Source organism: Xanthomonas sp. F1 (genome assembly GCF_014199855.1).
Genome location: NZ_JACHOK010000001.1, coordinates 1,016,642 through 1,041,410, shown reverse-complemented (window position 1 = coordinate 1,041,410; position 24,769 = coordinate 1,016,642). Strand labels below are relative to the sequence as shown.

17 protein-coding genes are annotated in these 24,769 nt (G+C 70.2%); 11 read left to right on the top strand and 6 right to left on the bottom strand.

Annotation, left to right across the window (positions count from 1 at the left end):
• Positions 1-156: 156 nt before the first annotated feature.
• From GGR71_RS04260 to GGR71_RS04250, 3 genes are read left to right on the top strand one after another with little or no spacing between them, the layout of a single operon-like run.
• The gene (locus tag GGR71_RS04260; protein WP_160961790.1) at positions 157-858 is read left to right on the top strand and encodes a response regulator transcription factor; all 702 of its coding nucleotides are present in this window, start codon (positions 157-159) and stop codon (positions 856-858) included.
• Positions 851-2,239 carry a sensor histidine kinase gene (locus GGR71_RS04255; RefSeq protein ID WP_160961793.1) on the top strand — a complete coding sequence of 463 codons (1,389 nt, stop codon included), beginning with the start codon at positions 851-853 and terminating at the stop codon, positions 2,237-2,239. Before GGR71_RS04260 ends, GGR71_RS04255 begins: the two co-directional genes overlap by 8 nt.
• Positions 2,236-3,318, top strand: coding sequence for an ABC transporter substrate-binding protein (locus GGR71_RS04250; protein ID WP_456362578.1), 1,083 nt, complete (start codon positions 2,236-2,238; stop codon positions 3,316-3,318). The genes GGR71_RS04255 and GGR71_RS04250 overlap by 4 nt, the downstream gene beginning before the upstream one ends.
• Before the next feature lie 282 nt (positions 3,319-3,600).
• Here GGR71_RS04250 and GGR71_RS04245 read toward each other — a convergent pair whose 3' ends face one another.
• Positions 3,601-6,741, bottom strand: coding sequence for a diguanylate cyclase domain-containing protein (locus GGR71_RS04245; protein ID WP_160961795.1), 3,141 nt, complete (start codon positions 6,739-6,741; stop codon positions 3,601-3,603).
• A 293-nt stretch (positions 6,742-7,034) separates the two neighbouring features.
• Here GGR71_RS04245 and GGR71_RS04240 point away from each other — a divergent pair, with 293 nt between their 5' ends.
• Together GGR71_RS04240 and GGR71_RS04235 are read left to right on the top strand one after the other, a co-directional pair.
• Positions 7,035-7,673, top strand: coding sequence for a LuxR C-terminal-related transcriptional regulator (locus GGR71_RS04240; RefSeq protein WP_048490880.1), 639 nt, complete (start codon positions 7,035-7,037; stop codon positions 7,671-7,673).
• 93 nt (positions 7,674-7,766) lie between these two features.
• Positions 7,767-8,117 carry a DUF5713 family protein gene (locus GGR71_RS04235; protein ID WP_048490879.1) on the top strand — a complete coding sequence of 117 codons (351 nt, stop codon included), beginning with the start codon at positions 7,767-7,769 and terminating at the stop codon, positions 8,115-8,117.
• A gap of 457 nt (positions 8,118-8,574) precedes the next feature.
• Here GGR71_RS04235 and GGR71_RS04230 read toward each other — a convergent pair whose 3' ends face one another.
• Positions 8,575-11,220 (bottom strand): hybrid sensor histidine kinase/response regulator, encoded by a 2,646-nt coding sequence (locus GGR71_RS04230; protein ID WP_160963938.1) that lies wholly within the window; start codon positions 11,218-11,220, stop codon positions 8,575-8,577.
• Positions 11,221-11,540: 320 nt separating this feature from the next.
• Positions 11,541-12,713: an OprO/OprP family phosphate-selective porin gene (locus tag GGR71_RS04225; RefSeq protein ID WP_048490877.1), complete on the bottom strand. Its 1,173-nt coding sequence runs from the start codon at positions 12,711-12,713 to the stop codon at positions 11,541-11,543.
• A 445-nt stretch (positions 12,714-13,158) separates the two neighbouring features.
• Between GGR71_RS04225 and GGR71_RS04220 the strand changes: the two genes are divergently transcribed.
• Both GGR71_RS04220 and GGR71_RS04215 read left to right on the top strand, forming a co-directional pair.
• Positions 13,159-14,499, top strand: a complete 1,341-nt coding sequence (locus tag GGR71_RS04220) for a dicarboxylate/amino acid:cation symporter (protein ID WP_160963940.1) — start codon at positions 13,159-13,161, stop codon at positions 14,497-14,499.
• Positions 14,500-14,649: 150 nt separating this feature from the next.
• Positions 14,650-16,935, top strand: coding sequence for an NADP-dependent malic enzyme (locus GGR71_RS04215; RefSeq protein WP_160963942.1), 2,286 nt, complete (start codon positions 14,650-14,652; stop codon positions 16,933-16,935).
• A gap of 464 nt (positions 16,936-17,399) precedes the next feature.
• On the opposite strand, the gene GGR71_RS04210 is transcribed toward GGR71_RS04215, so the two are convergent.
• Positions 17,400-17,648 carry a helix-turn-helix domain-containing protein gene (locus GGR71_RS04210; protein ID WP_456362577.1) on the bottom strand — a complete coding sequence of 83 codons (249 nt, stop codon included), beginning with the start codon at positions 17,646-17,648 and terminating at the stop codon, positions 17,400-17,402.
• Between the two features lie 193 nt (positions 17,649-17,841).
• Here GGR71_RS04210 and GGR71_RS04205 point away from each other — a divergent pair, with 193 nt between their 5' ends.
• Genes GGR71_RS04205 through GGR71_RS04195 form a run of 3 tightly spaced genes read left to right on the top strand, consistent with a single transcriptional unit; the run spans position 17,842 to position 20,498 of the window.
• Positions 17,842-18,039 carry a zinc-finger domain-containing protein gene (locus tag GGR71_RS04205; RefSeq protein ID WP_010344507.1) on the top strand — a complete coding sequence of 66 codons (198 nt, stop codon included), beginning with the start codon at positions 17,842-17,844 and terminating at the stop codon, positions 18,037-18,039.
• A 10-nt stretch (positions 18,040-18,049) separates the two neighbouring features.
• Entirely contained in the window at positions 18,050-19,162 is a 1,113-nt protein-coding gene (locus tag GGR71_RS04200) for a glycosyltransferase (RefSeq protein ID WP_160963944.1), read from the top strand.
• Positions 19,143-20,498, top strand: coding sequence for an O-antigen ligase family protein (locus tag GGR71_RS04195; protein ID WP_160963946.1), 1,356 nt, complete (start codon positions 19,143-19,145; stop codon positions 20,496-20,498). The genes GGR71_RS04200 and GGR71_RS04195 overlap by 20 nt, the downstream gene beginning before the upstream one ends.
• A 4-nt stretch (positions 20,499-20,502) precedes the next feature.
• On the opposite strand, the gene GGR71_RS04190 is transcribed toward GGR71_RS04195, so the two are convergent.
• Positions 20,503-21,450, bottom strand: coding sequence for an LpxL/LpxP family Kdo(2)-lipid IV(A) lauroyl/palmitoleoyl acyltransferase (locus tag GGR71_RS04190; RefSeq protein ID WP_184451637.1), 948 nt, complete (start codon positions 21,448-21,450; stop codon positions 20,503-20,505).
• A 103-nt stretch (positions 21,451-21,553) separates the two neighbouring features.
• Between GGR71_RS04190 and waaA the strand changes: the two genes are divergently transcribed.
• On the top strand, positions 21,554-22,873 hold the full coding sequence (gene waaA, locus GGR71_RS04185; protein ID WP_160962087.1) for a lipid IV(A) 3-deoxy-D-manno-octulosonic acid transferase: 1,320 nt from the start codon (positions 21,554-21,556) through the stop codon (positions 22,871-22,873).
• Positions 22,874-23,401: 528 nt separating this feature from the next.
• Here the strand turns inward: waaA and GGR71_RS04180 are convergent.
• Entirely contained in the window at positions 23,402-24,769 is a 1,368-nt protein-coding gene (locus GGR71_RS04180) for a TolC family outer membrane protein (protein ID WP_160962089.1), read from the bottom strand.

Sequence of the window (24,769 nt, the reverse complement as noted above, 5' to 3'; positions counted from 1 at the left end):
GTCATCGACCTGTCGGTGGGGCCGGGATTGGGGATTGGGGATTCGGGATGGGCAACAGCGCACTGCGTCTGTCTGCTTTGCCACAAGCGCGTTAGCATCCGGCGTGCGCGGGGCCGCTTTTGCGAATCCCCAATCCCCATTCCCGAATCCCGACACATGCGCCTGCTCCTGGTAGAAGACAACGCCGATCTCGCCGATGCGATCGTGCGGCGCATGCGCCGCAGCGGGCATGCGGTGGATTGGCAGCGCGATGGCTTGAGTGCGGCCGGGGTGTTGCGCTATCAGCGTTTCGATCTGGTGGTGCTGGACATCGGCCTGCCGGGGCTGGATGGGTTGCGCGTGCTGGCTGGCCTGCGCGAGCGCGGCGATACCACGCCGGTGCTGATGCTGACCGCGCGCGACGGGATCGAGGACCGCGTGCAGGCGCTGGACGTGGGCGCAGACGATTACCTGGGCAAGCCGTTCGATTTCCGCGAGTTCGAGGCGCGCTGCCGGGTGTTGCTGCGGCGCAATCGCGGCCAGGCCAGCGAGGTGGTGCAGCTCGGCGGTTTCGCCTTCGACAACGCCGCGCACAGCGTCAGCCTGGACGGCACGCCGATCGAGTTGCCCAATCGCGAGTACCGCCTGCTGGAGATCCTGATCGGCCGGATCGGCCAAGTGGTGGGCAAGGACGAGATCGGCAACGGCCTGTTCGGCTTCGACGACGAGGCCGGGCCGAACGCGATCGAGCTGTACGTCGGGCGCTTGCGCAAGAAACTGGCCGACGCGCCGCTGCGCATCGTCACCGTGCGCGGCGTCGGCTACAAGCTGGAGGCGGCGGCGACGCCGCCGGATCCGGCGGCGGACGCCGATGGCTGAGGCCGCGCCGCCGGCGCCATCGATCCGGCGCACGCTGCTGCGCTACCTGGGCGCGCTGTCGCTGCTCGGCGCGGTGGCGCTGTTCTTCGTCGCGCGCGACTACGGCCAGCGTGCCGCCAATCGCTCCTATGACCACCTGCTGGTGTCCTCGGCGCTGTCCATCGTCGATTCGGTGGCGCTGGCCGGCGGCCAATGGCAGGTGGACCTGCCGTATGCGTCGCTGGACCTGCTGGCGATGGCGCCGGAGGACCGGGTGTTCTACCGCGTGTTCGACGCGCGCGGGCGCACCATCACTGGCTACGACGACCTGCCGGCGGCGCCGTCGCTGCCGCGCGCCAGCGCGCCGCCGCGCCTGTTCGACGCGATCTACAGCGGCGAGCCGGTGCGCTTTGCGGTGGTGTCGCGGCGGGTGTCCTCGGCGGCGGCGCAGGACCAGGTGTGGGTGCAGGTGGGGCAGACCCGGCGCGCGCGTGAGGCGCTGGCGCAGGACGTGGTGCTGCACGCACTGGTCGCCATCGCGCTGTTGTCGCTGCTGGCCCTGGCGCTGGTGTGGCTGGGCGTGTCGCGCGCGCTGCGGCCGCTGCGCACGCTGGAGCGCGAACTGTCGCGGCGCGAACCGTCCGAGCTCAAGCCGGTGGCCGCGACCGCGCCGCAGGAGATGCAGCAGATGGTGGCGGCGCTGAACCGCTTCATGGCGCGCCTGGCCGGCAGCAACGAGACCTTGCGCGCCTTCATGGCCGAGGCCGCGCACCAGATGCGCACGCCGCTGGCGGCATTGCGCGCGCAGGCGCAACTGGCGCTGGACGAGGACGATCCGCACGAGATGCGCCGCAGCCTGGAGGCGATCGAGCGCAACGCCACGCACATGAGCCGCCTGCTCAACCAGTTGCTCAGCGACGCCAGCGTGATCCATCGTTCGAACCTGCAGCGCTACGCCAGCGTCGACCTGGCCGAAGTGCTGCATCAGGCGCTGCACGAGGCCGTGCCGCAAGCTTCGCCGCGGCCGCGCGTGCAACTGGCCATCGCCAGCGAACCGGCGCTGGTGCGCGGCGATGCGCTGCTGTTGCGCGAGGCGATCAAGAACCTGATCGACAACGCCTGCAAGTACGGCGGCGACGGCGCGCTGCAGGTGGCGCTGACCTGCAGCGCGCACGATTGCGTGGTGACCGTGGCCGACCACGGCCCGGGCATCGCCGCGGCCGAGGCCGAGCGCGTGTTCGAGCGCTTCGTGCGCGGCGAGGGCGCGGCCGCCGGCGGCGCCGGGCTGGGCCTGGCGATCGTCAAGCGCGTGGTCGAAGCCCATGGCGGGCGCATCGATCTGTCCAACCGCGTGGGTGGTGGCCTGATCGCCAGCCTGCATCTGCCGAGGTTGCATCCATGAGCCTATCCATGCTGCTGCGCCGTCTGCCGCTGCTGCTGACCGTGCTGCTCGCCGGCAGCGCGCTGGCCGCGCCCGGCGACGTGCGTCGCTTCCCGGCACAAGGCGCCGCCACCGCGCAACTGTGCATCCAGGGCTCGACCGACATCGAGGTGTTCGCCGCGGTGATCGGCGATTACCAGCGCCTGCATCCGCAGACCGAGGTGCTGTACCAGGACGCGATCGCCTGGGACATCTACCAACGCTATCTGCATCCTGGCTCCGGCCCGCGCTGCGCCGATCTGCTGATCAGCGCCAGCATGGACCTGCAGACCAAGCTGGTGAACGACGGCCACGCGCTGGCCCACCGCTCGCCGCAGACCGAGGCGCTGCCGGCCTGGGCGCAATGGCGGCACGAGCTGTTCGGCATCAGCTACGAGCCGGTGGCGATCGTCTACAACACCGCGCGGCTGCCGGCCGCGCAGGTGCCGCGCACCCGCCGCCGGCTGCTGGAGCTGCTACGCGCGCCGGGCATGCCGCTGCGCGGGCGCATCGGCACCTACGATGTGGAACGCAGCGGCGTGGGCTACCTGTTCGCGACCCAGGACAGTCAGCTCGGCAGCATGGCCGGCGCGCTGCTGGCGGCGATGGGCGACAACCAGGTGGTGCTGGAAGAGCGCACCGGCGTGCTGTTGGACAAGGTCGCGCGTGGCGAGCTGCTGCTGGCCTACAACGTGCTGGGCTCGTATGCGCAGGCGCGCATCGATGCCGGCGCGCCGCTGGCGATCGTGCAGCCGGAGGATTACACCCTGGTCGCGCTGCGCACCGCGGTGATCCCGCGCGACAGCCCGCATGCGGCCGAGGCGCGCCGCTTCCTGGATTACCTGCTGTCGCCGCGCGGGCAACAGGTGCTGTCGCGCGAGGCGCGGCTGCAGCCGATCCTGTCGCAGCCGGGCAGGGCGGTGCAGGGTGGGCCGGCCGCGGCCGCGGCGTTCCGCCCGATCGCGCTGGGTCCCGGCCTGCTGGTGTACCTGGATGCGCTGAAGCGGCGACAGTTCCTGGACGCCTGGCGCAGCAGCATGCAGCAGGCGCCGCCGCGCTGAGCTAGGTCGTGTCACCCCTCCCCGAGCATGCCGCGCCGCGGTTGCGCGTGCCTGTGGCAAGGAGAGCGAGGACGTGGACGTGCGTCCACGCCCGAGCGATGACGCGACCACGGGCGCGCGCAACCGCGGCCCTTCGGGTTGGGTCTGGCAGGCGCGCTACCGGCGCCGCGCGGCTTGACCTGACGGCCAGTCAGGCGCTGCGCCACGCAACGCCGGCAGCGCGCCTGCCAGACCCAACGCGGCATACTCGGGAATGGGTGACACGCCCTAGGGCGCCGGCGCTCAGCGCGCGAAGCGCGGCTGGCGCCCGGGCGAACACAGCACGCGCACGCTGTCGCCCAGTTCCTCCGGCGCGCCGCCGGCCAGCAGCGCGTGCAGGCGCGGCCGGTCCGGTGCTGCGCCGGGTGCCAGCCCGACCCAGGCGTCCTTGCCGGCGCCCTTGGCGGCGTAGAGGCAGCGGTCGGCCAGGCCCACGCTTTGTTCCCAGTCGCCCAGCGCCGGCCATGCGGCGACGAACGGCCAGGGCGCGAAGCCGATCGAACAGGTCAGCGTCAGGTCGCGCTCGGCCAGGGCGAAGCGCTGCGTGGCCACCGCCGCGCGCAGGCGTTCGGCCAAGGCACTTGCGGCGTCCTCGCGCGGCAGGCGCGTGACCAGCAGGAACTCCTCGCCGCCCCAGCGCACCAGCAAATCGCGCTCGCCGCACAGCCCGCGCAGGCGATCGGCGCAGTGCACCAGTGCGGCGTCGCCGGCCTGGTGGCCGTAGTCGTCGTTGATGCGCTTGAAGTTGTCCACGTCGATCATGAAGAAGTACAGCGCATCGGCGCTGCTGCCGTCGTCCAGCGCCGCCAGCAGGACGGGGCATTCGCGGGCCAGCCAGTCCTGCAGCTCGCGGCGGTTGGCGACCTGGGTCAGCGGATCCAGCCGCGTGGCCGCCTGCAAGCGCGCGTTGCTCTGCAAAAGTTGCTGATTGGCGCGTTCGAGCTGGCGGGTGCGCTCGGCCACGGTCAGGTTCAGCAGCTCCACCATGTCGCGTTCGCGGTTGACGGTGCGTCGAACCCGATGCAATGCCAGACCGAGCAGCGCCAGCCCCAGCAACACGTAGGCGGCGTAGGCCAGCGGATGCCGCCAGGGCGGCGGCAGCACCTCGATCTGCAGCCGTCGCGCGGCGCCGAACTGGCCGTCGCGGCCGGCCGCTTCCACCACCAGCGTGTAGCGATCCGGCGGCAGGTGGCTGACCGAGAAGTCGCTGTGCGCGGTCTGCGGGTACACCCAGCCCTTCTGCAGCCCGTCGACGCGATAGCGCAGGCGTGCAGTCCCCGGCGCAGCGAAGTCGATCGCGGTCATGCCGATGGTGAACACGTTGTCGCGGTGGTCCAGGGCGATGCGCTGCGCATAGACCACGTCGCTCTCGGCCTGGTTCTGGCCGCCGTTGCGGTCCTCGCCGGCATTGAGGATGCGCAGGTCGGTGAGCACCGCGCGCGCCTGCGGGCTGCGCAGCGGCAGGCGCGTGGGGTCGATCACGTCCACGCCCTGGGTGCCGCCGAAGTACAGCAGGCCGTGCGCGTCGCGGTAGCCGCGGCCGCTGTTGTATTCCTGGTTCTGCAGGCCGTCGCGGCGGCCCAGGCTCTGCACGATGCGGGTGCGCGGATCGAGCACGCTCAGGCCGTTGTTGGTGCTCAGCCAGAGCCGCCCCTGCGGGTCCGGCAGGATGGTGTAGATCACGTTGCTGCTGAGCCCTTCGCGGTCGCTGTAGCGCAGTGCCACGTCGCGCTTGAGGTCGATGCGGTACAGCCCGCCGGAGAAGGTGCCCACCCACAGCACGCCGTCGCGTTCGTACAGCGACCAGACCGAGGCGTACAAGGTGCTGCCACGCGGGCGGTACGGTTCGGCGGGACGGCCGCTGCGCATGCGCCACAGGCCGCAATCGTTGCAGCCGATCCACAAGGTGTCGTCGCTGCCGCGGTAGATCCGGGTCAGGGTGTGCCCGTTCAGCGGCGCCCAGCGCGGATCGTTGTGCACGCGTCCGCCGACCACGCGGGTCAGGCCGCGGCGGGTGGCGACCCACAGCGTGTCGCCTTCCAGCAGCAGATCGTTGATGTGCTCGTCGGCCAGGCCGCCCAGGCGCCGCAGCGCGCCGCCCCGGTCCAGACGCCACAGCCCCTGGCGCGTACCCAGCCACCAGCCGTCGCGGTCGGCGGCGATGCTGCGGATCGCCTGGCTGGCCAGTCCCGGTATCAGATGCGAGGCGGCGCGGCTGCCGTCGCGCAGCAGCAGGCCCTGGTCGGTCCCGATCAGCATGCGCTCGCCGTCGCGCCAGATGCTGCGCACGCTGCTGCTGGGCCAGTCGCGGATGTCGCTGATGCGCTCTTCGTCGTTGCGGATCACCGCCGACAATGGCCGTACCCGGTACAGCCCGGCGGTGTAGGTGCCGATCCACCAGGTGCCGTCGGGTGCCTGGTAGAAACGGATGATCGCGCTGTTCGGCGGTATGTCGAAGCTCAACCGCTGCGGCGCATGCCGCGCGCTGTCCAGTTGCGTCACCGTGGCATTGGTGGTGCCGACCAGCACGCGGCCGTCGTGCAGCCGGATCAGCGCGCTGAGGTCGCTGCCGCCGGTGAGCAGTTGCGCCGGCGTCCAGTGCGCCCGCACCGTGCCCCGCGCATCGAGCTGGAACAGCCCGCCGCGCGCCGAGGCCAGCCACAGCCCCTCCGGCCCGGATTGCAGGCCCACGCATTCGTCGATGCCACGCGGTGCCGGCAACTCCTCGCGCGCCTCGCGGCCCAGCCGCCACAGGCGGCATTGCCGGTCCAGCGCTACCGGCTGTTTGCCGTCCGGCATCCAGGTCAGGCCCACCACCGGCGCATCGCCGCCCAGCAGCCGCGCCCGTTGCAGGTCGGACTCGACCCGGTCCATGCCGCGTTCGGTGCCCAGCCACGCGCCGCCCTGCGGATCGATCAGGATCTGGGTGACGCGGTTGTGCGAGAGCCCCTGCTTGGCGTCGAGGCGGTGGTGTTGCCAGGTGGCCAGTTCGATCACTTCCAGGCCGGCATCGTTGGTGCCCAGCCACAGGCGGGTGCCGCGCGGCTCGAAGCCGATGCTGTCGATGCTGCTGCTGAGCAGGCTCTGTTGGCTATCGCTGCCGAGTTCGCGCCGGTAGGTACGGAACAGGTGTCCATCGAAGCGGTTCAGGCCTTCCTGCGTGCCCACCCACAGGAAGCCCTGGTCGTCGCTCTGCAGGGCGTTGATCGACAGCTGCGACAAACCGTCGTCCAGGCCGAAGTGTTCCAGGCTGCTGGGGAGGTCGTCGTCGTTGACGGTCACGGCCGCCGACGCGGACGCAGCCGGGGCCAGCGCCAGGCACAGGGTGAGGCAGGACGCGGCCAGCGGCAGGCGGCCCAGCAGGTTGGAGAGCGAGACGGTCACGCCGTGTTATCGGCCATGGTGGGGCTGGCCTTGAATGCGCGGCAGCCAGTGCCTGCTGCGGGTGGTGGCGGGTGGGGTGGGGGGCTGGGCGATTGTCTGGTGCGGATCGTGCAGGGCTGTGTCGCGTGGCGCGCGCCGACGACAAGATCCGGCAGGCTTGTGCTGGCGCGCCACCCTCCGCCAGAGCGGGCGCACGCTCGGCATCCATCCGCACCACACGTACACTGCATGTCCTGCGCTGTCCGCGCCCACCCGATGCCGCGTTGCGGCGTCATGCCAGCTGCCTCACGCCCATGGATGCCCCGACGATCCTGGTCGCCGACGACCACCCGCTGTTCCGCGCCGCCGTGCTGCACGCGCTGCGCCAGGCCTTGCCGCGCGCCCTGGTGGTGGAGGCGGCCAGCGCTGCCACCCTGGACGCCGCGCTGGCCGCCCAGGCCGATGCCGACCTGATCCTGCTGGACCTGGCCATGCCCGGCGCCCGCGGTTTCTCGGCCCTGCTGCACGTACGCGGCGAGCGCCCGGACGTGCCGGTGGTGGTGATTTCCTCCAACGACCACCCGCGGGTGATCCGCCGCGCGCAGCAGTTCGGCGCGGCCGGCTTCATTCCCAAGTCCTCGCCCGCCGAGACCATCGGCATCGCGGTGGCCGCGGTGCTCGACGGCGGCACCTGGTTCCCGCCGCTGACCGCGGCGCGTTCGGAGGCCGACGCGCAGCTGGCCGCGCGCCTGGCGCAACTGACCCCGCAGCAGTTCCGGGTGCTGCTGTGCCTGGCCGACGGCCTGCTCAACAAACAGATCGCCTACGAACTGGGCCTGGCCGAGAACACCGTCAAGGTTCACGTGACCGCGATCCTGAAGAAGCTCGAATGCCACAGCCGCACCCAGGCAGCGGTGCTGGTGAAGGCGCTGGAGCCGGAAGGCGAGGCCTGAACCGGGCCACCGGCGGGGCGTTTTCCGCGGCGCCCGGATACGCGATGCTATGCGCCGATGCCCGCGCCCCCCGCGGGCGGAGACCACCGGACCATGCCCACCACGACCATCCGCAACGAGCAGACCGCCCACTATCCGTTCCTGCAGGAGATGCTGGACGACGACTACTTCCCCCCGTCGCTGGTCGGCAAGGGGCAGAAGATCCTGCTGCGGTTGTGCGAGGCGATCGAGGCGCAGGAACCGGCGGATCTGCCGGCGCTGTACCGGCTGACCCACGCCGCCACCGAGGAGTTCAACAAGCTGGCGCTGGAATTCGAGGCCCACGACAGCGAGATCGAGACCTCCGCGCGCGAGAACATCGGCGTGGACTTCCTGCACATCGCCAAGGCCTACGGTTTCGCCGACGCCGACGTCGAGGAGCTGATCGCCCCGCGCGAGTGGTAGAGGCCCTGCTGCCCGCCAGCCCTCACCCCAACCCCTTTCCCGGTGGAAGAGGGGCCACGCTCTTCCTTCTCCCGCCGGGAGAAGGTGCCCCGCAGGGGCGGATGAGGGTACGGCCGCCAAGGAGGCATCTCTCAAGGGCGATGGCGGGGATTGGCTAGCCAACTGCGCATGAGGTCTTGCATGGCGCTGCGCGCCCCGGACCCTCACCCCAACCCCTCTCCCGGCGGGAGAGGGGGCCACGCTCTTCCTTCTCCCGGTGGGAGAGGGGCCAGCGCTCTTCCTTCTCCCGTCGGGAGAAGGTGCCCCGCAGGGGCGGATGAGGGGACGGCCGCCAGGGATTCCTCTCTCAAGGACAATGGCGGGGATTGGCTAGCCAACTGCGCACGAGGTCTTGCGTTGCGCTGCGCGCCCCGGATCCTCACCCCAACCCCTCTCCCGGTGGGAGAGGGGCTCAACCTCAGCCACGCCGCAGCAGCATCTGCGTCATCAGCGCGCGCAGGGCCGGAGCCCGGACCGGTTTGGCCAGGAAGCCCCAGCCGCGTTCCTGCGCCAGGGCGCGCAGCGCTGGATCGGCTTCGGCGGTGACCAGGATCACGCGCGGCTCGGCCTGCCAGCGTGCGCACAGCTGCGCGAACAGGGTCGGGCCGTCGCACTCGCCCATGCGCACGTCCAGCAGCACCAGTTCCGGCGCCTGCGCCGGCTGCGCCGCGGCCAGCGCCTGGTCCGGGCCGGCAGCCAGTTCCACCTGGCAGGCCCAGCGCGTCAGCAGGGTGCGGCTGGCCTCGCAGACCCGCGGGTCGTCGTCGATGCACCACACCCGGCAGCCGTGCAGGATCGGGTCGTCGCCGTTGTCGCTGGCCATCGCCGCCGGCGCCTGGCGTTGCGCCGCAGCGGCATCGCCCAGTGGCACGGTCACCGAGAACACGCTGCCGCGGCCCAGTTGCGAGCGCAGGCCGATGCGATGGCCGAGCAGGCGGCCGATGCGTTCCACGATCGCCAGGCCCAGACCGGCGCCGCGGTCGTTGGCGACGCCGTCGCCGAGCCGGCGGAACTCCTCGAAGATCTCCTGCTGGAGGGCGTCGGGAATGCCCGGCCCCTGGTCGTGGACCTCGATGCGCAACTGCGCCCCATCGCGGCGGCAGCCCAGCAGCACGCGCCCGCGCGGGGTGTAGCGCACCGCGTTGGACAGGAAGTTCTGCAGGATGCGCCGCAGCAGGGTCGCGTCGCTGCGCACGGTGGCGCGGGTCGGCACGTAGTCCAGGCGCAGGCCGCGGCCTTCGGCGACGATGCCGAACTCGCGCGCCAGGGTCTGCAGCAGCGGGTCCAGCGCCAGATCCTGCACCTGTGTCTTCAACGTGCCCGCTTCCAGCCGCGAGATGTCCAGCAGGCTGTTGAGGATCGCGTCCTGCGCCGCCAGCGCATTGTCGACGTGGTCGGCGATCTGCCGCGCATCGGCTTCGTGCAGCTTGCCGCGCAGCGCCGAGACGAACATGCGCGCGGCGTTGAGCGGCTGCAGCAGGTCGTGCACCGCCGAGGCCACGAAGCGGGTCTTGTAGCGGTTGGCGTTCTCGGCCTCGCGCTTGGCTTCGGCCAGGTCGCGGGTGCGTTCGGCGACGCGGTGCTCCAGCGCGTCGGCCAGCGAGCGCAGTTCGCGCGCGGCGTTCTTGTAGCTGGTGATGTCGGCGTAGCTGGTGACGAAACCGCCGTCGGGCAGCGGATTGCCGCGAATCTCCAGCACCGTGCCGTCGTCCTTCTCGCTCTCGCGCATGTGCGGACGGCCGCTGCGCAGGTGGTCCAGGCGGCGCTGGATCGCCGCCTCGACCGGGCCGGGGCCGAGCAGGCCGCGGCGTGCGTTGTAGCGGAACACGTCCTCGATCGGGCGGCCGACCCGGATCAGTTCCGGGGGGAAGCGGAAGATCTCCAGATAGCGCGAATTCCAGGCGACAAGGCGCAGTTGCGCATCGATGATCACCACGCCCTGCGGCAGGTGCTCGAGGCTGCGGCTGAGGCCGGTGTCGGCCTGCTGTGCGGCCTGCACGATGCCGTCCTGGGCGGTGCGCAGTTCCTGCGCGTGCTGCTGCAGCAGCGACTCCAGTTCGCGTCGGCTGCGCTGGCGCAGCCGCGCCAGGCGCTGGCGCTGCTGGAACAGCAGGCCCAGGAACGACAGCGCCAGCCAGATCCCGGCCGCGGCCAGCGCGGCGGCACGGCCGGCGGCGCGGCTGCCGCCGATGTCGTGCAGCAGGTGCAGGCGCCAGCCGCTCTCCGGCAGCGCCATGCTCTGCCACAGCAGCGGCGCCGGCTGCGCGGGCATGTCGATGCGCATTACCTGGCCGCCGTCGTCCAGCGTCTCCAGCACCCGCCTTCGCGCCGGCAGCAGCGTCTGCTGCGCGTACTGGCGGGTGGCCAGCAGTTCGTCGCGCTCGTGTGCGCTGAGCGGCTGCAGTTGACGATAGCGCCAGACGTCGCGGCTGGACAGGAACACCACACCGTGGCCGTCGCTCACCAGCACCACGTCGGGCACGCGCAGCCATTCGTGCTCCAGCGCAGCCAGCTCGATCTTGATCACGATCACCCCGAGCGGGCGCCCGTGTGCGTCGAGGATCGCCTGCGAGAGGAAGTAGCCGGGCACGCCAGTGGTCATGCCGATGCCGTAGAAGCGGCCCTTGCCCTGCGCCAAGGCCTGCTTCACGTACGGGCGGAAGCTGTAGTCGGCACCGACGTTGCTGCTGGCCAGACGCCAGTTGCTGGCGGCCAGGGCCACGCCGTTGGCGTCGATCAGGGTCAGGGTCGAAGAGCGGGTGACGTCGTTGGCGCGTTCCAGCTTCAGGTTCAGCTGCCGCTGCGTGGCCGGGTCCAGCGGGTGGGTCAGGGCGTCGCGCAGTTCCGGATCCAGTGCCAGCACCTGCGGCAGGGTGCGGTAGCGGTCGATGCGCTGCTGCAGGGTCTGCGCATAGAGATCCAGTTGCTGGCGCAGCTGCACGCTTTCGGCGCGCAGCGCGCGTTGTTCGGCGACGTGTTGCGCCGACAGCATCGCCAGCAGCATGCCGCCGACGATGACGATCAGCAGCAGGATCAGGCGGCGATGGCGCAGGAGCGAGGGCATGCGGAAGAACGCGGCGACCGGGGCCGCATCAGCTTAGAGGGTGCGATGCCGTTTGCGGCATGCGAGCGACGATGGTCGGTGTTGTGGATCGCCAGACGAGAGCGAACGACCGGGTCGGGCTCGGATAGCGACGTGCCAGACAGCGTCGCCAATGCCGTCCCACGGAGATGCCGCGAGCGGGCTGCAGGTGGCGAGGTCAGAACGTACAAGGGCCGACGGCGTCGCCGGCGGCCTTGCGGCGGTTCGTTGCACAGCCCCTGCGGTTGGCGCCGCAGGACGCACGCCGGCCGATCGCATCGGATCGGCCGGCGTGCACTGGCTCAGAACTGGACCTGGGCGCGCACGTCCAGCGAGTTCGGCTTGAGGCGCACGCCGGCGCGCTCGGCATCGGCACGCACGTAGTTGACCTGGAACTTGAAGTGGCTGGTCAGGTACCAGTTGGCGCCGAAGGTCCAGTCGTGCTGGCGGCCGCCGAGCACGGTGCCGTCGTCCAGGTCCAGGCGGCTGTAGCGCGCCAGCAGTTCGACCGCGCCGTAGGCGTTGGCCGGCTTGATGTTGCCGACATTGCCGGCGCTGTACGGCCGCGACTCGCCGGTCAGCACGTAGCTGGCGAACACGTACTGGCCATCGGCGGTGTAGTCGGGGCGGCCGTTGTCGCGGGTTACGTCGGCGCGCAGCGCCTCGCCCTGCATCGAGAACGGGCCCTTGATCCAGATCGCCTCCAGCCCGGTGCGGCGCACCTGGTCGACGTCGACCAGCGTGCCCGAATCGATCAGGCGCACGTCGGTCAGGCCGGCTTCCGGACGCGCACGGAAGCGCGCGCGCGGGCTGAAACTCACGTCCAGGCCGTTGTGGTAACCGCGCGGATTCTCCTGCGAATAGGCCAGGCCCAGGTGCAGCACGTCGCCGTCGGCCTTGAACGGGGTCCACACGCCGCGCACCGCCTGGGTGGTGCCGGGGTTGTCGCCCTGCAGGTCCTTGCCGCCGTACGCGCCGGCCTGCAGCAGGTACTGCGGACGCTCGAAGGTCCATTCCACACCGGTGCGGCGGCCCTGGTAGATCGCCTGCACCGGCAGCGCGACTTCCATGAAGCTGTCCGCGCGCGAGCTGGTCACGCCTTCCAGGCCCACCGGCACCTTGATGTAGCCCAGGCGCACCTTGCCGTAGTCGGCGCCGAACAGGGCCTTGGTCTCGAAGCGGAAGAACACGTCCAGCCACAGCTTGGATTCGAAGTCGAAGTACACCATCGCGTCGTACACGCCCTTCTTCTTCAGCGTGGCGCCGAACTCCTTGCGCCGGAACGCGTTGTCGTCCTCCAGGCGGCCATCGTCGTTGGAGAAGTTGTTCCAGTCGTAGGCGTAGTTGCCGGTCACGGCCAGTTCGGTGCCGTCGTTGAAGGCGACCTTGGTCGGCCAGTTGTCGAAGTTATTGGCGGCGACGGCGGGAGCGGCGGCGGTCAGGCCCAGCGCAGCGAAAAGAAGAGTGTGGCGCATGATGGAGTCGTCTCGGTAAGGAATGAAGGCACGGCAGTCCCCGGCCGGGCTGGTGGTGCGATGGCGCGGGCAGTGCGGTGGCGGGCCGCACGCGAACGGCGATGCCGCCGCGATGCGGACACGGTGCCGGACGTATTGCCCCCTGCATGCAATAGCGGACGCGCCCGGCCGTTCTTTACGGCGATGTTGCAGTCCTGCGGCGGCGCCTCCCCCTGAAGGCGCGCGCTGCGATGGCGACGGCGCCGCGACGGGCCGCAAGGGCGGCGTCTGTATGCGGCGTTGCGTTCGGCCCTTCCGTGAGCGTACCGCGGCACTGTAACCGCGTCGACATGGCCAGGCGCCGGGCCTAGTACCAATAGGTTATCTGCTTAGACGCCGGCGACGCGTACAAAGGCAGCATTCCGCGACCCGCGTCGGGTGGGCGGACCGTCCCGGAGCGCAAGCCATGCATATCCCAACCTCGCCGGCGGGCCACGCGCCTCGGCATCTGCCGTTCTACCGGCAGCTGTACTTCCAGGTGGTGGTCGCCATCGTCCTTGGCGCCATCCTCGGCCACTACGAGCCGGCGTTCGCCGAGAAGCTCAAGCCGCTGGGCGATGCCTTCATCAAGCTGGTGAAGATGATCATCGCGCCGGTGATCTTCCTGACCATCGTCACCGGCATCGCCGGCATGACCCACCTGAAGACGGTGGGCCGAGTGTTCGCCAAGGCGATGGTGTACTTCCTGTTCTTCTCCACCCTGGCGCTGGTCGTCGGCATGATCGTCGCGCACGTGGTGCAGCCCGGCGCGGGCATGAACATCAATGCTGCCGACCTGGACCAGAGCGCAGTGCACAGCTACGTGGAGAAGTCGCACGAGCTGACCCTGGTCGGCTTCCTGATGGACATCATCCCGAAGACGCTGCTCAGCCCGTTCGTCGGCGACAACATCCTGCAGGTGCTGTTCGTGGCGGTGCTGTTCGGCCTGTCGCTGGCCCTGGTCGGCGAGCGCGGCAAGCCGGTGCTGAATCTGCTGGAGGCGCTGGTGGCGCCGGTGTTCAAGCTGGTGCATATCCTGATGAAGGCCGCGCCGATCGGCGCGTTCGGCGCGATCGCCTTCACCATCGGCAAGTACGGCGTCGAATCGCTGATCAATCTCGCCTGGCTGGTGGGGTCGTTTTACGTGACCTCGCTGCTGTTCGTGCTGGTGATCCTGGGCGCGGTGGCGCGCCTGTGCGGCTTTTCCGTCCTCAAGCTGATCCGTTACCTGAAGGCCGAGTTGCTGCTCGTGCTGGGTACCTCCTCGTCCGAATCGGCGCTGCCGTCGCTGATGGAGAAGATGGAGAAGGCCGGTTGCCAGAAGTCCGTGGTCGGCCTGGTCGTGCCCACCGGCTATTCGTTCAACCTCGACGGCACCAACATCTACATGACCCTGGCGGCGCTGTTCATCGCCCAGGCGACCAACACCGAGCTGACCCTCGGCCACCAGATCGCGCTGCTGCTGGTGGCGATGCTCAGCTCCAAGGGCGCGGCCGGCGTGACCGGCGCCGGCTTCATCACCCTGGCGGCGACGCTGGCGGTGGTGCCGGAAGTGCCGGTGGCCGGCATGGCGCTGATCCTGGGCGTGGACCGCTTCATGAGCGAATGCCGCTCGCTGACCAACTTCATCGGCAATGCGGTGGCCACGGTGGTGGTCTCGCGCTGGGAGAACGCGCTGGATCGCGACCGCCTGCGCATCGCCTTGAACGGCGGTGAAGAGACGCTGCCGGATGTGACGGTCGATCCCGTCACTACCCCGATCCGCTGAATCTAGTTGCAGCTTGGACGCGCCGGCCTCGCCGGCGCGTCGCGTTTTTCCCGGTCCCCGCGGCCCTGGCGACAGCCACCAGACAGGACCGCTCCTGCTGCTGGGGGTAGAATTCCGGGCCTCCGCGCCTTTCGACAAAAGAAGCCCTCGATGTCAAACGACGATTTCAAACAGGCCGCCCTCGACTATCACCGCCAGCAGCCGCCGGGCAAGATCAAGGTCTCCGCGACCAAGCCGATGCTGACCCAGCGCGACCTCTCCCTGGCCTATTCGCCGGGCGTGGCCTTCGCCTGCGAGGCCATCGTCGCCGATCCGAAACAGGCCAGCGAGCTGACCGCGCGCGGCAACCTGGTGGCGGTGATCAGCAACGGCACCGCGGTGCTGGGCCTGGGCAACATCGGCCCGCTGGCGTCCAAGCCGGTGATGGAAGGCAAGGGCGTGCTGTTCCAGAAGTTCGCCGGCATCGACGTGTTCGACATCGAGATCAACGAGAACGATCCGGACAAGCTGGTCGACATCATCGCCAGCCTCGAGCCGACCTTCGGCGGCATCAACCTGGAGGACATCAAGGCGCCGGAGTGCTTCATCGTCGAGCGCAAGCTGCGCGAGCGCATGAACATCCCGGTGTTCCACGACGACCAGCACGGCACCGCGATCATCGTCGGCGCGGCCGTGCTCAATGCGCTGGTGGTCACCGGCAAGAAGATCGAAGAGGTCAAGCTGGCCACCACCGGCATGGGCGCGGCCGGCATCTCCTGCGTCAACATGCTGGTCTCGCTGGGCCTGAAGCCGGAGAACATCCTGGCGCTGGACCGCGACGGCGTGATCCACACCGGCCGTACCGACCTGGATCCGGACAAGGCGCGTTACGCCCGCGATACCGACAAGCGCACCCTGGCCGAGATCGTCGAGGGCGCAGACATCTTCCTGGGCCTGTCGGCCGCGGGCATCCTCAAGCCGGAGATGGTGGCGACCATGGCGCCGCAGCCGGTGATCTTCGCCCTGGCCAATCCGAATCCGGAGATCACCCCGGAGGCGGCCAAGGCGGTGCGCGCGGACGCGATCATCGGCACCGGCCGTTCGGACTATCCGAACCAGATCAACAACGTGCTGTGCTTCCCCTACCTGTTCCGCGGCGCCATCGACGTCGGCGCCACCGGCATCAACGAGGAGATGAAGATCGCCTGCGTCAAGGCGATCGCGGCGATGGCGCGGCGCGAGGCCTCCGATCTGGGTGCGGCCTATGGCGGCGAGACGCCGAGCTTCGGCCCCGACTACCTGATCCCGCGGCCGCTGGATCCGCGCCTGCTGGTCGAGCTGTCCTCGGCGGTGGCGCAGGCGGCGATGGATTCGGGCGTGGCCACGCGGCCGATCGCCGACATGGCCGCCTACCGCGACAAGCTCAGCCAGTTCGTCTACCGCACCAGCCTGATGATGAAGCCGGTGTACGACCGTGCGCGCGCCGACAAGCAGCGCGTGGTCTATGCCGAGGGCGAGGAAGAGGTAGTGCTGCGCGCGGTGCAGAGCGTGATCGACGAGGGCCTGGCGTTCCCGATCCTGATCGGCCGCCCCGACGTGATCGAAGCGCGCATCCAGCGCCTGGGCTTGCGCATCACCGCCGGCGTGGATTTCGAGATCACCAACATCCACGACGATCCGCGCTTCAACGACTACTGGCAGTACTACCACGCGCTCACCGAACGCCGCGGCGTCACCGTCACCGCGGCCAAGGAACTGATGCGCTCGCGGCCGACGCTGATCGCAGCGGTGATGGTCGCGCGCGGCGAAGCCGATGCGCTGCTCACCGGCGTGGTCGGCCGCTTCCACAAGAAGCTCGGCTACGCACGCAGCGTGATCCCGCTGGAGCCGAAGGTCAGCTCGACCTCGGCGATGACCGGCGTGATCAACCAGCAGGGCGCGTTCTTCTTCGTCGACACCCACGTGCAGGAAGATCCGAGCGTGGAGCAGATCGTCGAAGCCACGCTGCAAGCCGCCTATCGCCTGAAGCTGTTCGGGATCGAGCCGAACATCGCGTTGCTGTCGCACTCCAACTTCGGCAGCCACGATTCGCGCGACGCGCTGAAGATGCGCCAGGTGCGCGAGGCGCTGCTCAAGCGCAAGCCCGAACTCAACATCGACGGCGAGATGCAGGGCGACACCGCGTGGGACGAGGCGCTGCGCAAGCAGATCATGCCCAACAGCACACTGAAGGGCCGCGCCAACCTGTTCGTGCTGCCGAACCTGGAAGCGGCCAACATCGCCTACAACCTGGTGCGCGTGTTCACCGACGGCGTGGCGATTGGCCCGATCCTGATGGGCATTTCCAAGGCGGTGCACATCCTCACCACCAGCGCCACCTCGCGCCGGGTGATGAACATGACCGCGATCGCCGCGGTCGACGCGCAGATCCGCAAGCAGCTCGAAGCGGAGAAGTAAGCCGCCGCGCGGCCTCTGCAGCGCACCGGCCCGCGCGACCGCGGCGCTGGTGTTGCAGCACGTGCTCCGGCGGCACTGCCGGAGCACGCAAACCGCACAGTCGGCAGCATGGCTGCCACCCGGATGTCTCAACGAGTGCGGCCGCGCGCTGCGCGCGATGCCCAGGCGCGAGGTCGTGTTCGGTGCTGTGCGTGAAAGGCGGGAGCCGTAGCAGGCTGGATCGCCGACGGAGAAGGGCGGGATTGCGCGCAGTCAGTGCGGTAGTGGCGCCAAAGCGGCCTGGGCGTCGCGACGAGCGGCACCGCCTTGCGGCGGAGTCAGCGAAAAGCCGGGACTGGAAGCGGTTTCATATGTGGGCGACAGCAAGTGTCGTAGTGCCATTCGCGTCATCACGCGCCGCCGGCACGCAGGCTGCGCGGGGTCAAGCCAGGCACGGGAACGGCGCCAGCGGCGCCGTGCCGCGCTCAGGCCATGCGCTTGCCCACCGGCAACGGCAGGCTGTCGCTGTCGGTCTGGTTCAGCTTGGAAGGCTTGCCGGTCAGCAGCACATACGCGTCGACGCCGGTAAGTTCGGCGATCTTCAGCAAATGCCGGGCATTGGGGACCGAACGGTTGTTCTCCCAATGACCCAGGGTGCTATGCGCCACGCCCAACAAGGCGGCAAGCTCGCGCAGTGTGAAACCGGGATTTCGCCGCGCCTGCATCAAACGCACACCTATATCCACGAGACACCTCAAAGCGGCATGTCGGCGCCGCGTGATGCCAGCATAGTGGTGCGTTGGTTCCGTATCAAGCGGACCGGAAAGGCGCGTGAAGGGGTGGTCCGCAGGCGGCAGTTGCCGGTCGCGCCCGCTTCGGGACGGGCTGCTAGAATCGCCTGTCCCTTTTCGCCGTGTCCCCACCGCCATGAGCCATACCGCCACCGCGCCCGCCAATGCCCAGACGCGCTACGAGGTGCGCCGCGCCGATCTGCCGCTGAGCTGCCCGACGCCGGAGATGGCGCTGTGGAACTCGCACCCGCGGGTCTACCTGCCGATCGAGGACGAGCCCGGTCTCGAAGCCAAGTGCCCGTACTGCGGCGCGGTCTTCGTGCTGGTCGACTGATCCGGATTCGATGCACCGCCTGACCGTGGTGCAGCTGCTGCCGGCGCTGGAGTCCGGCGGCGTCGAGCGGTCCACGCTGGAAATCGCCCAGGCCCTGGTCGACGCCGGGCATCGCGCCGTGGTCGTCTCGGCCGGCGGGCGGCTGCTGCCGGCGCTGGCCGCCACCGGCGCCGAGCACATCGCCCTGGACATCGGCCGCAAATCCTTGCTGACCCTGCGCCACGTGCCGGCACTGCGGCGGCTGTTCGCGCGCGAGCACGCCGACATCGTGCATGCGCGCTCACGGCTGCCGGCCTGGCTGGGCTGGCGCGCGCTGCAGGGCATGCCGGCAGCGCAGCGCCCGCGTTGGGTCACCACCATGCACGGGCTCAACTCGCCCAGCCGCTACAGCGCGGTGATGACCCGCGGCGAGCGGGTCATCTGCGTGTCCGAGACCGTGCGCGATTACGTGCTGCAACACTATCCGCAGACCGATCCGGCGCGCCTGCGGGTGGTGCCGCGCGGCATCGATCCGGCGCAGTTCCCGCGGCGTCCGTGGCCCGATGCGCAGGCGCGGGCCTGGGCGGTCAGCCAGGCGCCGGCGCTGGCCGGGAGCGGGCCGCTGCTGTTGCTGCCGGGGCGCGGTACCCGGTTGAAGGGCCACGCCGACGCGCTGCGCCTGCTGGCCGCGCTGCGCGGCGAGGGCAGCGACGCACGGCTGTGGTTGCCGGGCGCGCGCGAGGCCGGACGCGAGGCCTACATCCGGGAACTGGAAGCCGAGGCGACGACGCTTGGCGTGGCCGACGCGGTGGCGTTCACGCCGCCGACCACGCGCATCGCCGAGGCCTACGCCGCCAGCGACCTGGTGCTGCAGCTCTCGCGCAAGCCCGAGGCGTTCGGCCGCACCGTGGTCGAGGCGCTGGCGGTCGGGCGTCCGGTCCTGGGCTGGGCGCATGGCGGGGTCGGCGAATTGCTGGCACAACTGCAGCCCGCCGGCGCGGTGGCGACTTTCGATGCCGCAGCCCTGCTGGCGGCCGCGCGTGCGCTGCTGGCGCAGCCGCCGGCGCCGCCGGCGACGCTTCCCTATACGCTGCAGGCGATGCAGCGCAGCACTCTGGCGATCTATGACGAACTCCGGCCCTGACACTTCCCTGTCCGCTCCCGCCTTGCCCGAGGTCCGCGAACGCTGGGCGCCGGTCTGGGTGCTGCTGTTCGTGGCGCTGTGGCCGGCGCCGGGCCTGGCTGCCGGGGTGCTGGCGCTGGGCGCCCTGGTCACCCTGGCGCGCCTGCTGCACAGCCGCTTCCGCGGCGGCGCGCGCCTGCTCAGCGGGCCGGCGTGGGCGCTGACCACGCTGCTGTTCTTCGCCTACTGGCTGCCGCAGCCGCTGTCGGCGCTGGGTGCGGTGGACGTGCCGCTGGCCCTGCGCGAATCGGCGGTGGACCTGCGCTTCCTGCCGTTCCTGTGGCTGGTGGCGATGGCGGTGGCAACGCCGCGCGGACGCCGCACCACCTTCAACGGCCTGGCGGTGATCGCCGCGATCTGGACCCTGGATGCGCTGGCACAGGCGCTGTGCGGCACCAGCCCGCTGTTCTGGTCGATGGACCAGCTGAAGTGGGCGATCAACCACCATGGCCTGTGTACGCCGCAGGAGATCGCCCTGGCCGATCGGCTCAGCGGTGTGTTCGGCCCCTGCAATCTGAAGTTCGGCCAGGTGCTGGCCAGCGTGTCGCCGTTCCTTTTGTGGCTGGCCGCGCGCCGCGGCGGCGCCTGGGGCTGGCTGCTCGCGGCGGGCGCGGTGGGCGTGGTGCTGGTGCTGGCCGGTTCGCGCGCATCATGGGTCACCTACGCGGTGCTGCTGGTGCTGTCGGGCTGGCGGCTGCTCGGCGCGCGCAAGCTGCTGGCCCTCGGCGTGGCCGCGCTGCTGGGGGCCGGGGTGCTGGGCGTGGTGTCGCCGCAGGTGCATGACCGCTTCGAACGCACCGCGCGCGCGCTCAGCGGGCATCCGGCCGACCTCAACGCGGCGCTGACCGGGCGTGCGCAGATCTGGACCGCGGCCTGGTGCATGATCCGCCAGCATCCGGTCAACGGCGTCGGTGTGCGCGGCTTCCGCGAGGCCTACGCCAGTTGCGACCCGGATCCGACCCATGCCGGGGAATGGGGCCGCGAGCCGGCCTTCCATGCCCACCAGATCGTGCTCGAGGTGCTCGCCGAGACCGGCGTGATCGGGCTGCTGCTGTGGCTGGCCGGGGCCGCGCAGGCGTGGCGCGCGTGGCGCTACGCGTCGGCGCAGGCGCGCGAGCGGGCGCGTCCGGCGATGCAGGCGCTGCTGATCACGGTGTTCCCGTTCAACACCCATCTGGCGTTCTATTCGTCGTTCTGGGGTGGCCTGACCATGCTGCTGATCGGCCTGTACGCCGGCGCCTTGCTGGCGAACGAACCCGAGCAGGGTGAACGCACGGGCGCCGCGATGCCGGGGTGAGCGCTCAGCCGCGCTTGCGCTCGTAGAAATCACTGCGGCCGCCGGGCTGGCGCTTGAAGCGGCGGTGGATCCACAGATACTGCGCCGGCGCCTCGCGCACCATCGCCTCGATGGCGGCGTTGACCCGCGCGGTATCGGCGACCATGTCCTCCGACGGGAAGTCCTCCAGCGGCGGCGCGATGCGCAGCACGTAGTTGGCGCCTTCGCGGCGATGGAAGTACGGCACCACCGCGCAGCCGGTCAGCCGCGCCAACTGGTGGGTGGCGGTGATGGTGGCGGCGGGCATGCCGAAGAACGGCACGAACACCGTGTCCTTGCCGCGCATGTCCTGGTCCGGCGCATACCACAGGAAGCCGCCGCGCTTGAGGTGACGCACGCTGCCGCGCAGGTCCTCGTTGGCGAACATGGCGGTGGCGTAGCGCAGGCGGCCGCGCTTGACCGCCCATTCGAACACCGGATTGCGGTGGCGCCGGTACATCCCGGCCAGCGGCACGTACTGGCACAGCAGCCGGCCGCAGATCTCCAGGGTCATGAAGTGGCCGGACACCAGCAGCACGCCACGGCCCTGCGCCTGCAGCGCCTGCAGGTGTTCCAGGCCCTCGATGCGGGTGCGCCGGCGAATCGCGCCGATCCCACCCCACCAGGCGCGGGCGAATTCGAACACGCCCACGCCCAGCGCATCGAAGCTGTCGCGCAGCAGGCGCTCGCGCCAGGCATCGCTCTGCTCCGGGAAGCACAGCGTCAGGTTCACCTCGGCGGCGTGGCGGCGGGTGCCGGCCAGGCGCAGCGCCAGCCAGCCGATGCCGCGGCCCAGGGCGCGCTGCAACAGCCACGGCAGGCGTGCGGCGATCACCGCCAGGCCGAGCAGCAGCCAGGTGAGCCAGTGGCGCGGCGAGCGCGGCGGCGGTGTGGCGTGGGTGGCGGAGGCGGGCGGGGTGGGGGCGGCAGACATGCGCCAAGTTTAGCCGGGCACGCGCACGACCGCGTCGGCGCGCCCTGTGGCGTGCATGCGGATCGTCTGCCGCCGGCCGCGTGCAACCGGCTATGCTGTCCGGATGCGCAACGATTTCATCGAGCGGCTGCTGCGCGGCCTGTACTCGGCCGTGCTCTATCTGCTGCTGCCGGTCACCGTCTATCACCTGGTCTGGCGCGGTTTCCGCGTGCGCCAGTACTTCCAGCGCTGGGACGAGCGCTACGCCTCGTATTCGCAGGCGCGCGGGCGTCCGCGGGTGTGGCTGCATGCGGTCTCGGTGGGCGAGGTCAACGTCGCCGCGCCGGTGGTCAATGCGTTGCGCGCGCAGCGCCCGGACATCCGCTGGGTGATCACCACCATCACCCCGACCGGCTCGGAGCGGGTGCGGGCGCTGTGGGGCGACGCGCTGGATCATGTGTATCTGCCCTACGACGTGCCCGGCAGCGTCGGCCGCTTCCTGCAGCATTTCCGCCCCAGCCTGGCGCTGATCCTGGAGACCGAACTGTGGCCGAACATGCTGTTCGGCTGCCGCGACCGCGGCATCCCGGTGTACGTGCTCAATGCACGGCTGTCGGCGCGCTCGCTGCGCGGCTATCGCGTGCTGCGGCCGCTGATCGGACGTGCGCTGCGCACCGTCACCTGCGTGGCGGCGCAATCGCAGGAAGACGCCGAGCGCTTCGTCGCGCTGGGCGCGCGCGCCGAGCAGGTGCGCGCGCTGGGCAATCTGAAGTTCGACATCGCCGCGCCTGCGCACCTGCCGGAGGTCGTCGCCGCGTTCCGCGAGCGCGTGCCGGCGACGCGTCCGGTGTGGATCGCCGCCAGTACCCATGACGGCGAGGAAGCGGCGGTGATCGAGATGCACCGGCAACTGCGCCGGCACTGGCCGGACCTGCTGCTGCTGTGGGCGCCGCGGCATCCGGAGCGCTTCGCCAAGGTCGAGGTGCTGGCGCGCGACCAGGGCTGGCGCGTGGCCACGCGCCGCCAGCAGCAGTGGCCGGGCGCCGACGATGCGGTGTTCGTGATCGATACGCTGGGCGAACTGATGGGCTTCTATGCCTGCGCCCAGGTCGCCTTCGTCGGCGGCAGCCTGCAGCCGATCGGCGGGCACAACCTGCTCGAGCCGGCCGCGGTCGGCACGCCGTCGGTCACCGGCCCGCACCTGCACAACTTCTCCGAGATCTCGCGGCGCATGCGCGAAGCCGGCGCGGTGGCCATCTGCGAGGATGCCGGCGCCGTGTGTGCAGCGCTGCAGGCCTTGTTGGCCGACGTCGAGGCACGCAAGCGCATGGCCGAGGCCGGCTGCGCGCTGGTCGCAAACGGCCGCGGTGCGCTGCAGCGGACCCTGCAGCTGATCGCGCCGCACCTGCCGCCGCTGGCGGGCGAGGCGAGCGCGGAGGAGTAGCGCACACCGGCGCTTCGAGATGTACGTGCCCGCAGGAGCGCCTGCAGATGTGTAGAACCCCCCTTGTGGGAGCGACTTCAGTCGCGACGCATGACACTCTCCGTTCGCCCATTCCGTCCATTCCATCGCGCAGCGCGTCGGGACTGAAGTCCCTCCCACAGGGAACTCCCGGATCACTGCGCCAGTGCACAGGAGGATGTCCGCCACGTCATATGGCATGGTCCGACCCTGCACACTGCACGCCACATGGCGCAGTGCGATGCGCACACGTGCAGGGGCGGCTTCAGCCGCGACGAGGCGTTATCGGTAGCGCCTCGTCGCGGCTGAAGCCGCTCTTACACGTGACATTCGTCGTTACTTGAGGTGCCCTTCAAGCTGCGACGTCTGGCACTCGCCGTCCCTCTCATCCCGTCGCGCAGCGCGTCGGGACTGAAGTCCCTCCCACAGGGGAACTTCCGCGAAGCCTTGCCCAAAACAAAACGGCGGACCCGAAGGCCCGCCGTTCCGGCGACAAGCGTGCGTGTGCGCTTACTGGGTGCTGTTGGCGGAGTTGAGCTTGGATTCGGCGCTCTGGGTCAGCAGTGCGTTGATCGACTGCACCTCGGCCACGTCCAGCGAGCCCAGCGCCTGGCTCAGCAGCAGGCGGTTCTGCAGGAAGTTGTAGCGCGCCTGCGCGTAGGCCAACTGCGCCTGGTACAGGGTGCGCTGGTTCTGCACCACGTCCAGCACGGTGCGGGTACCCACTTCCAGGCCGACCTGCGAGGCGTCGAACGCGGCCTGCGCCGAAACCACCGCCAGGCGCCGCGCCTCGATCTCGCTGATCCCGGCCACCACCGTCTGGTAGGCGTTACGGGTGTTGCGGTCGAGCGCGCGCTTCTGCAGTTCGTAGGTGTCCTGGGCGATGTCGCGCTGCGCCAGGGCCTGGCGCACGCCCGACTGGGTGGCGCCGCCGGCGAAGATCGGAATGTTCAGGGTCAGGCCGATGGTGTTGCTGTCGGCGCGCGGGGTGCTGCCGCTGCCGGAGACGCTGTCGCCCCAGTTCGCGTCGCGGCCGGCGCTGGCCGACAGATTCAGCGTCGGCAGGTGCCCGGCGCGCGCTGCCGACACGCTGGCCTCGGCCGCCTGGACCTGGTACTGGTAGGAACGCAGCGACGGGTTCTTGTCCAGCGCCGAGGCGATCAGGCTGTCGATATCGCCGCCGGTGGCCGGCAGCTGCGGACGGAAATCTTCCGGCAGGCCGCGCAGGTCGCGCACCGGCTGGCCGGTGATCTGGGTCAGCGCCTGGTACAGGTCCTGCAGCGAGTTGCGCGCGGTGATCGTGTCGGCGCGGGCCTGGTCGTACTCGGCACGGGCTTCGTGCACGTCGGTGATCGGCGCCAGGCCCACTTCCAGACGCTTGTCGGCGTAGTCGAACTGCTTCTTGGCGGCGGCTTCGTTGGTCTCGGCGGCGACCAGCGATTCGATCGCCACCAGCACGTTGAAGTAGGCCGCCGAGGTGCGCACGATCAGGTCGTCGTTGGCCGAATCCAGGGTGTAGTCGGCGGCCAGGCTGCGCGCCTTCTGCGCACGCAGGTTGGAGAACTGGGCGAAGTTGACCAGGGTCTGCTGGCCCTGCACGGCGTAGCTGCGGCTCTTGCCGGTGCCGGCCAGTTCGGCGCCGCTGCGCTCGACTTCGCTATGGCTGCGCTGCAGCGACGCGGTGCCGTTGATCTGCGGCAGCAGGGCGGCGCGCGCCTGCACCTCGCCTTCCTTGTCGTACAGCCGGGTCGATTCCGCGGAGGCCAACTGCGGGTCGCTGTTGCGGGCCATTTCGTAGACTTGCAGCAGGTCCGTGGCGTTGGCGGCCAGCGGAAACAGCGCGGCGGCCAGCGCCAGGACGAGGGATCGGCGGATCAT

Bases quoted from the DNA above. Each gene is read 5' to 3' on its own strand.
- GGR71_RS04260 (WP_160961790.1), top strand. From the start codon at position 157: ATGCGCCTGCTCCTGGTAGAAGACAACGCCGATCTCGCCGATGCGATC.
- GGR71_RS04255 (WP_160961793.1), top strand. From the start codon at position 851: ATGGCTGAGGCCGCGCCGCCGGCGCCATCGATCCGGCGCACGCTGCTG.
- GGR71_RS04250 (WP_456362578.1), top strand. From the start codon at position 2,236: ATGAGCCTATCCATGCTGCTGCGCCGTCTGCCGCTGCTGCTGACCGTG.
- GGR71_RS04240 (WP_048490880.1), top strand. From the start codon at position 7,035: ATGGATGCCCCGACGATCCTGGTCGCCGACGACCACCCGCTGTTCCGC.
- GGR71_RS04235 (WP_048490879.1), top strand. From the start codon at position 7,767: ATGCCCACCACGACCATCCGCAACGAGCAGACCGCCCACTATCCGTTC.
- GGR71_RS04230 (WP_160963938.1), bottom strand. From the start codon at position 11,220: ATGCCCTCGCTCCTGCGCCATCGCCGCCTGATCCTGCTGCTGATCGTC.
- GGR71_RS04225 (WP_048490877.1), bottom strand. From the start codon at position 12,713: ATGCGCCACACTCTTCTTTTCGCTGCGCTGGGCCTGACCGCCGCCGCT.
- GGR71_RS04220 (WP_160963940.1), top strand. From the start codon at position 13,159: ATGCATATCCCAACCTCGCCGGCGGGCCACGCGCCTCGGCATCTGCCG.
- GGR71_RS04215 (WP_160963942.1), top strand. From the start codon at position 14,650: ATGTCAAACGACGATTTCAAACAGGCCGCCCTCGACTATCACCGCCAG.
- GGR71_RS04205 (WP_010344507.1), top strand. From the start codon at position 17,842: ATGAGCCATACCGCCACCGCGCCCGCCAATGCCCAGACGCGCTACGAG.
- GGR71_RS04200 (WP_160963944.1), top strand. From the start codon at position 18,050: ATGCACCGCCTGACCGTGGTGCAGCTGCTGCCGGCGCTGGAGTCCGGC.
- GGR71_RS04195 (WP_160963946.1), top strand. From the start codon at position 19,143: ATGACGAACTCCGGCCCTGACACTTCCCTGTCCGCTCCCGCCTTGCCC.
- GGR71_RS04190 (WP_184451637.1), bottom strand. From the start codon at position 21,450: ATGTCTGCCGCCCCCACCCCGCCCGCCTCCGCCACCCACGCCACACCG.
- waaA (WP_160962087.1), top strand. From the start codon at position 21,554: ATGCGCAACGATTTCATCGAGCGGCTGCTGCGCGGCCTGTACTCGGCC.
- GGR71_RS04180 (WP_160962089.1), bottom strand. From the start codon at position 24,769: ATGATCCGCCGATCCCTCGTCCTGGCGCTGGCCGCCGCGCTGTTTCCG.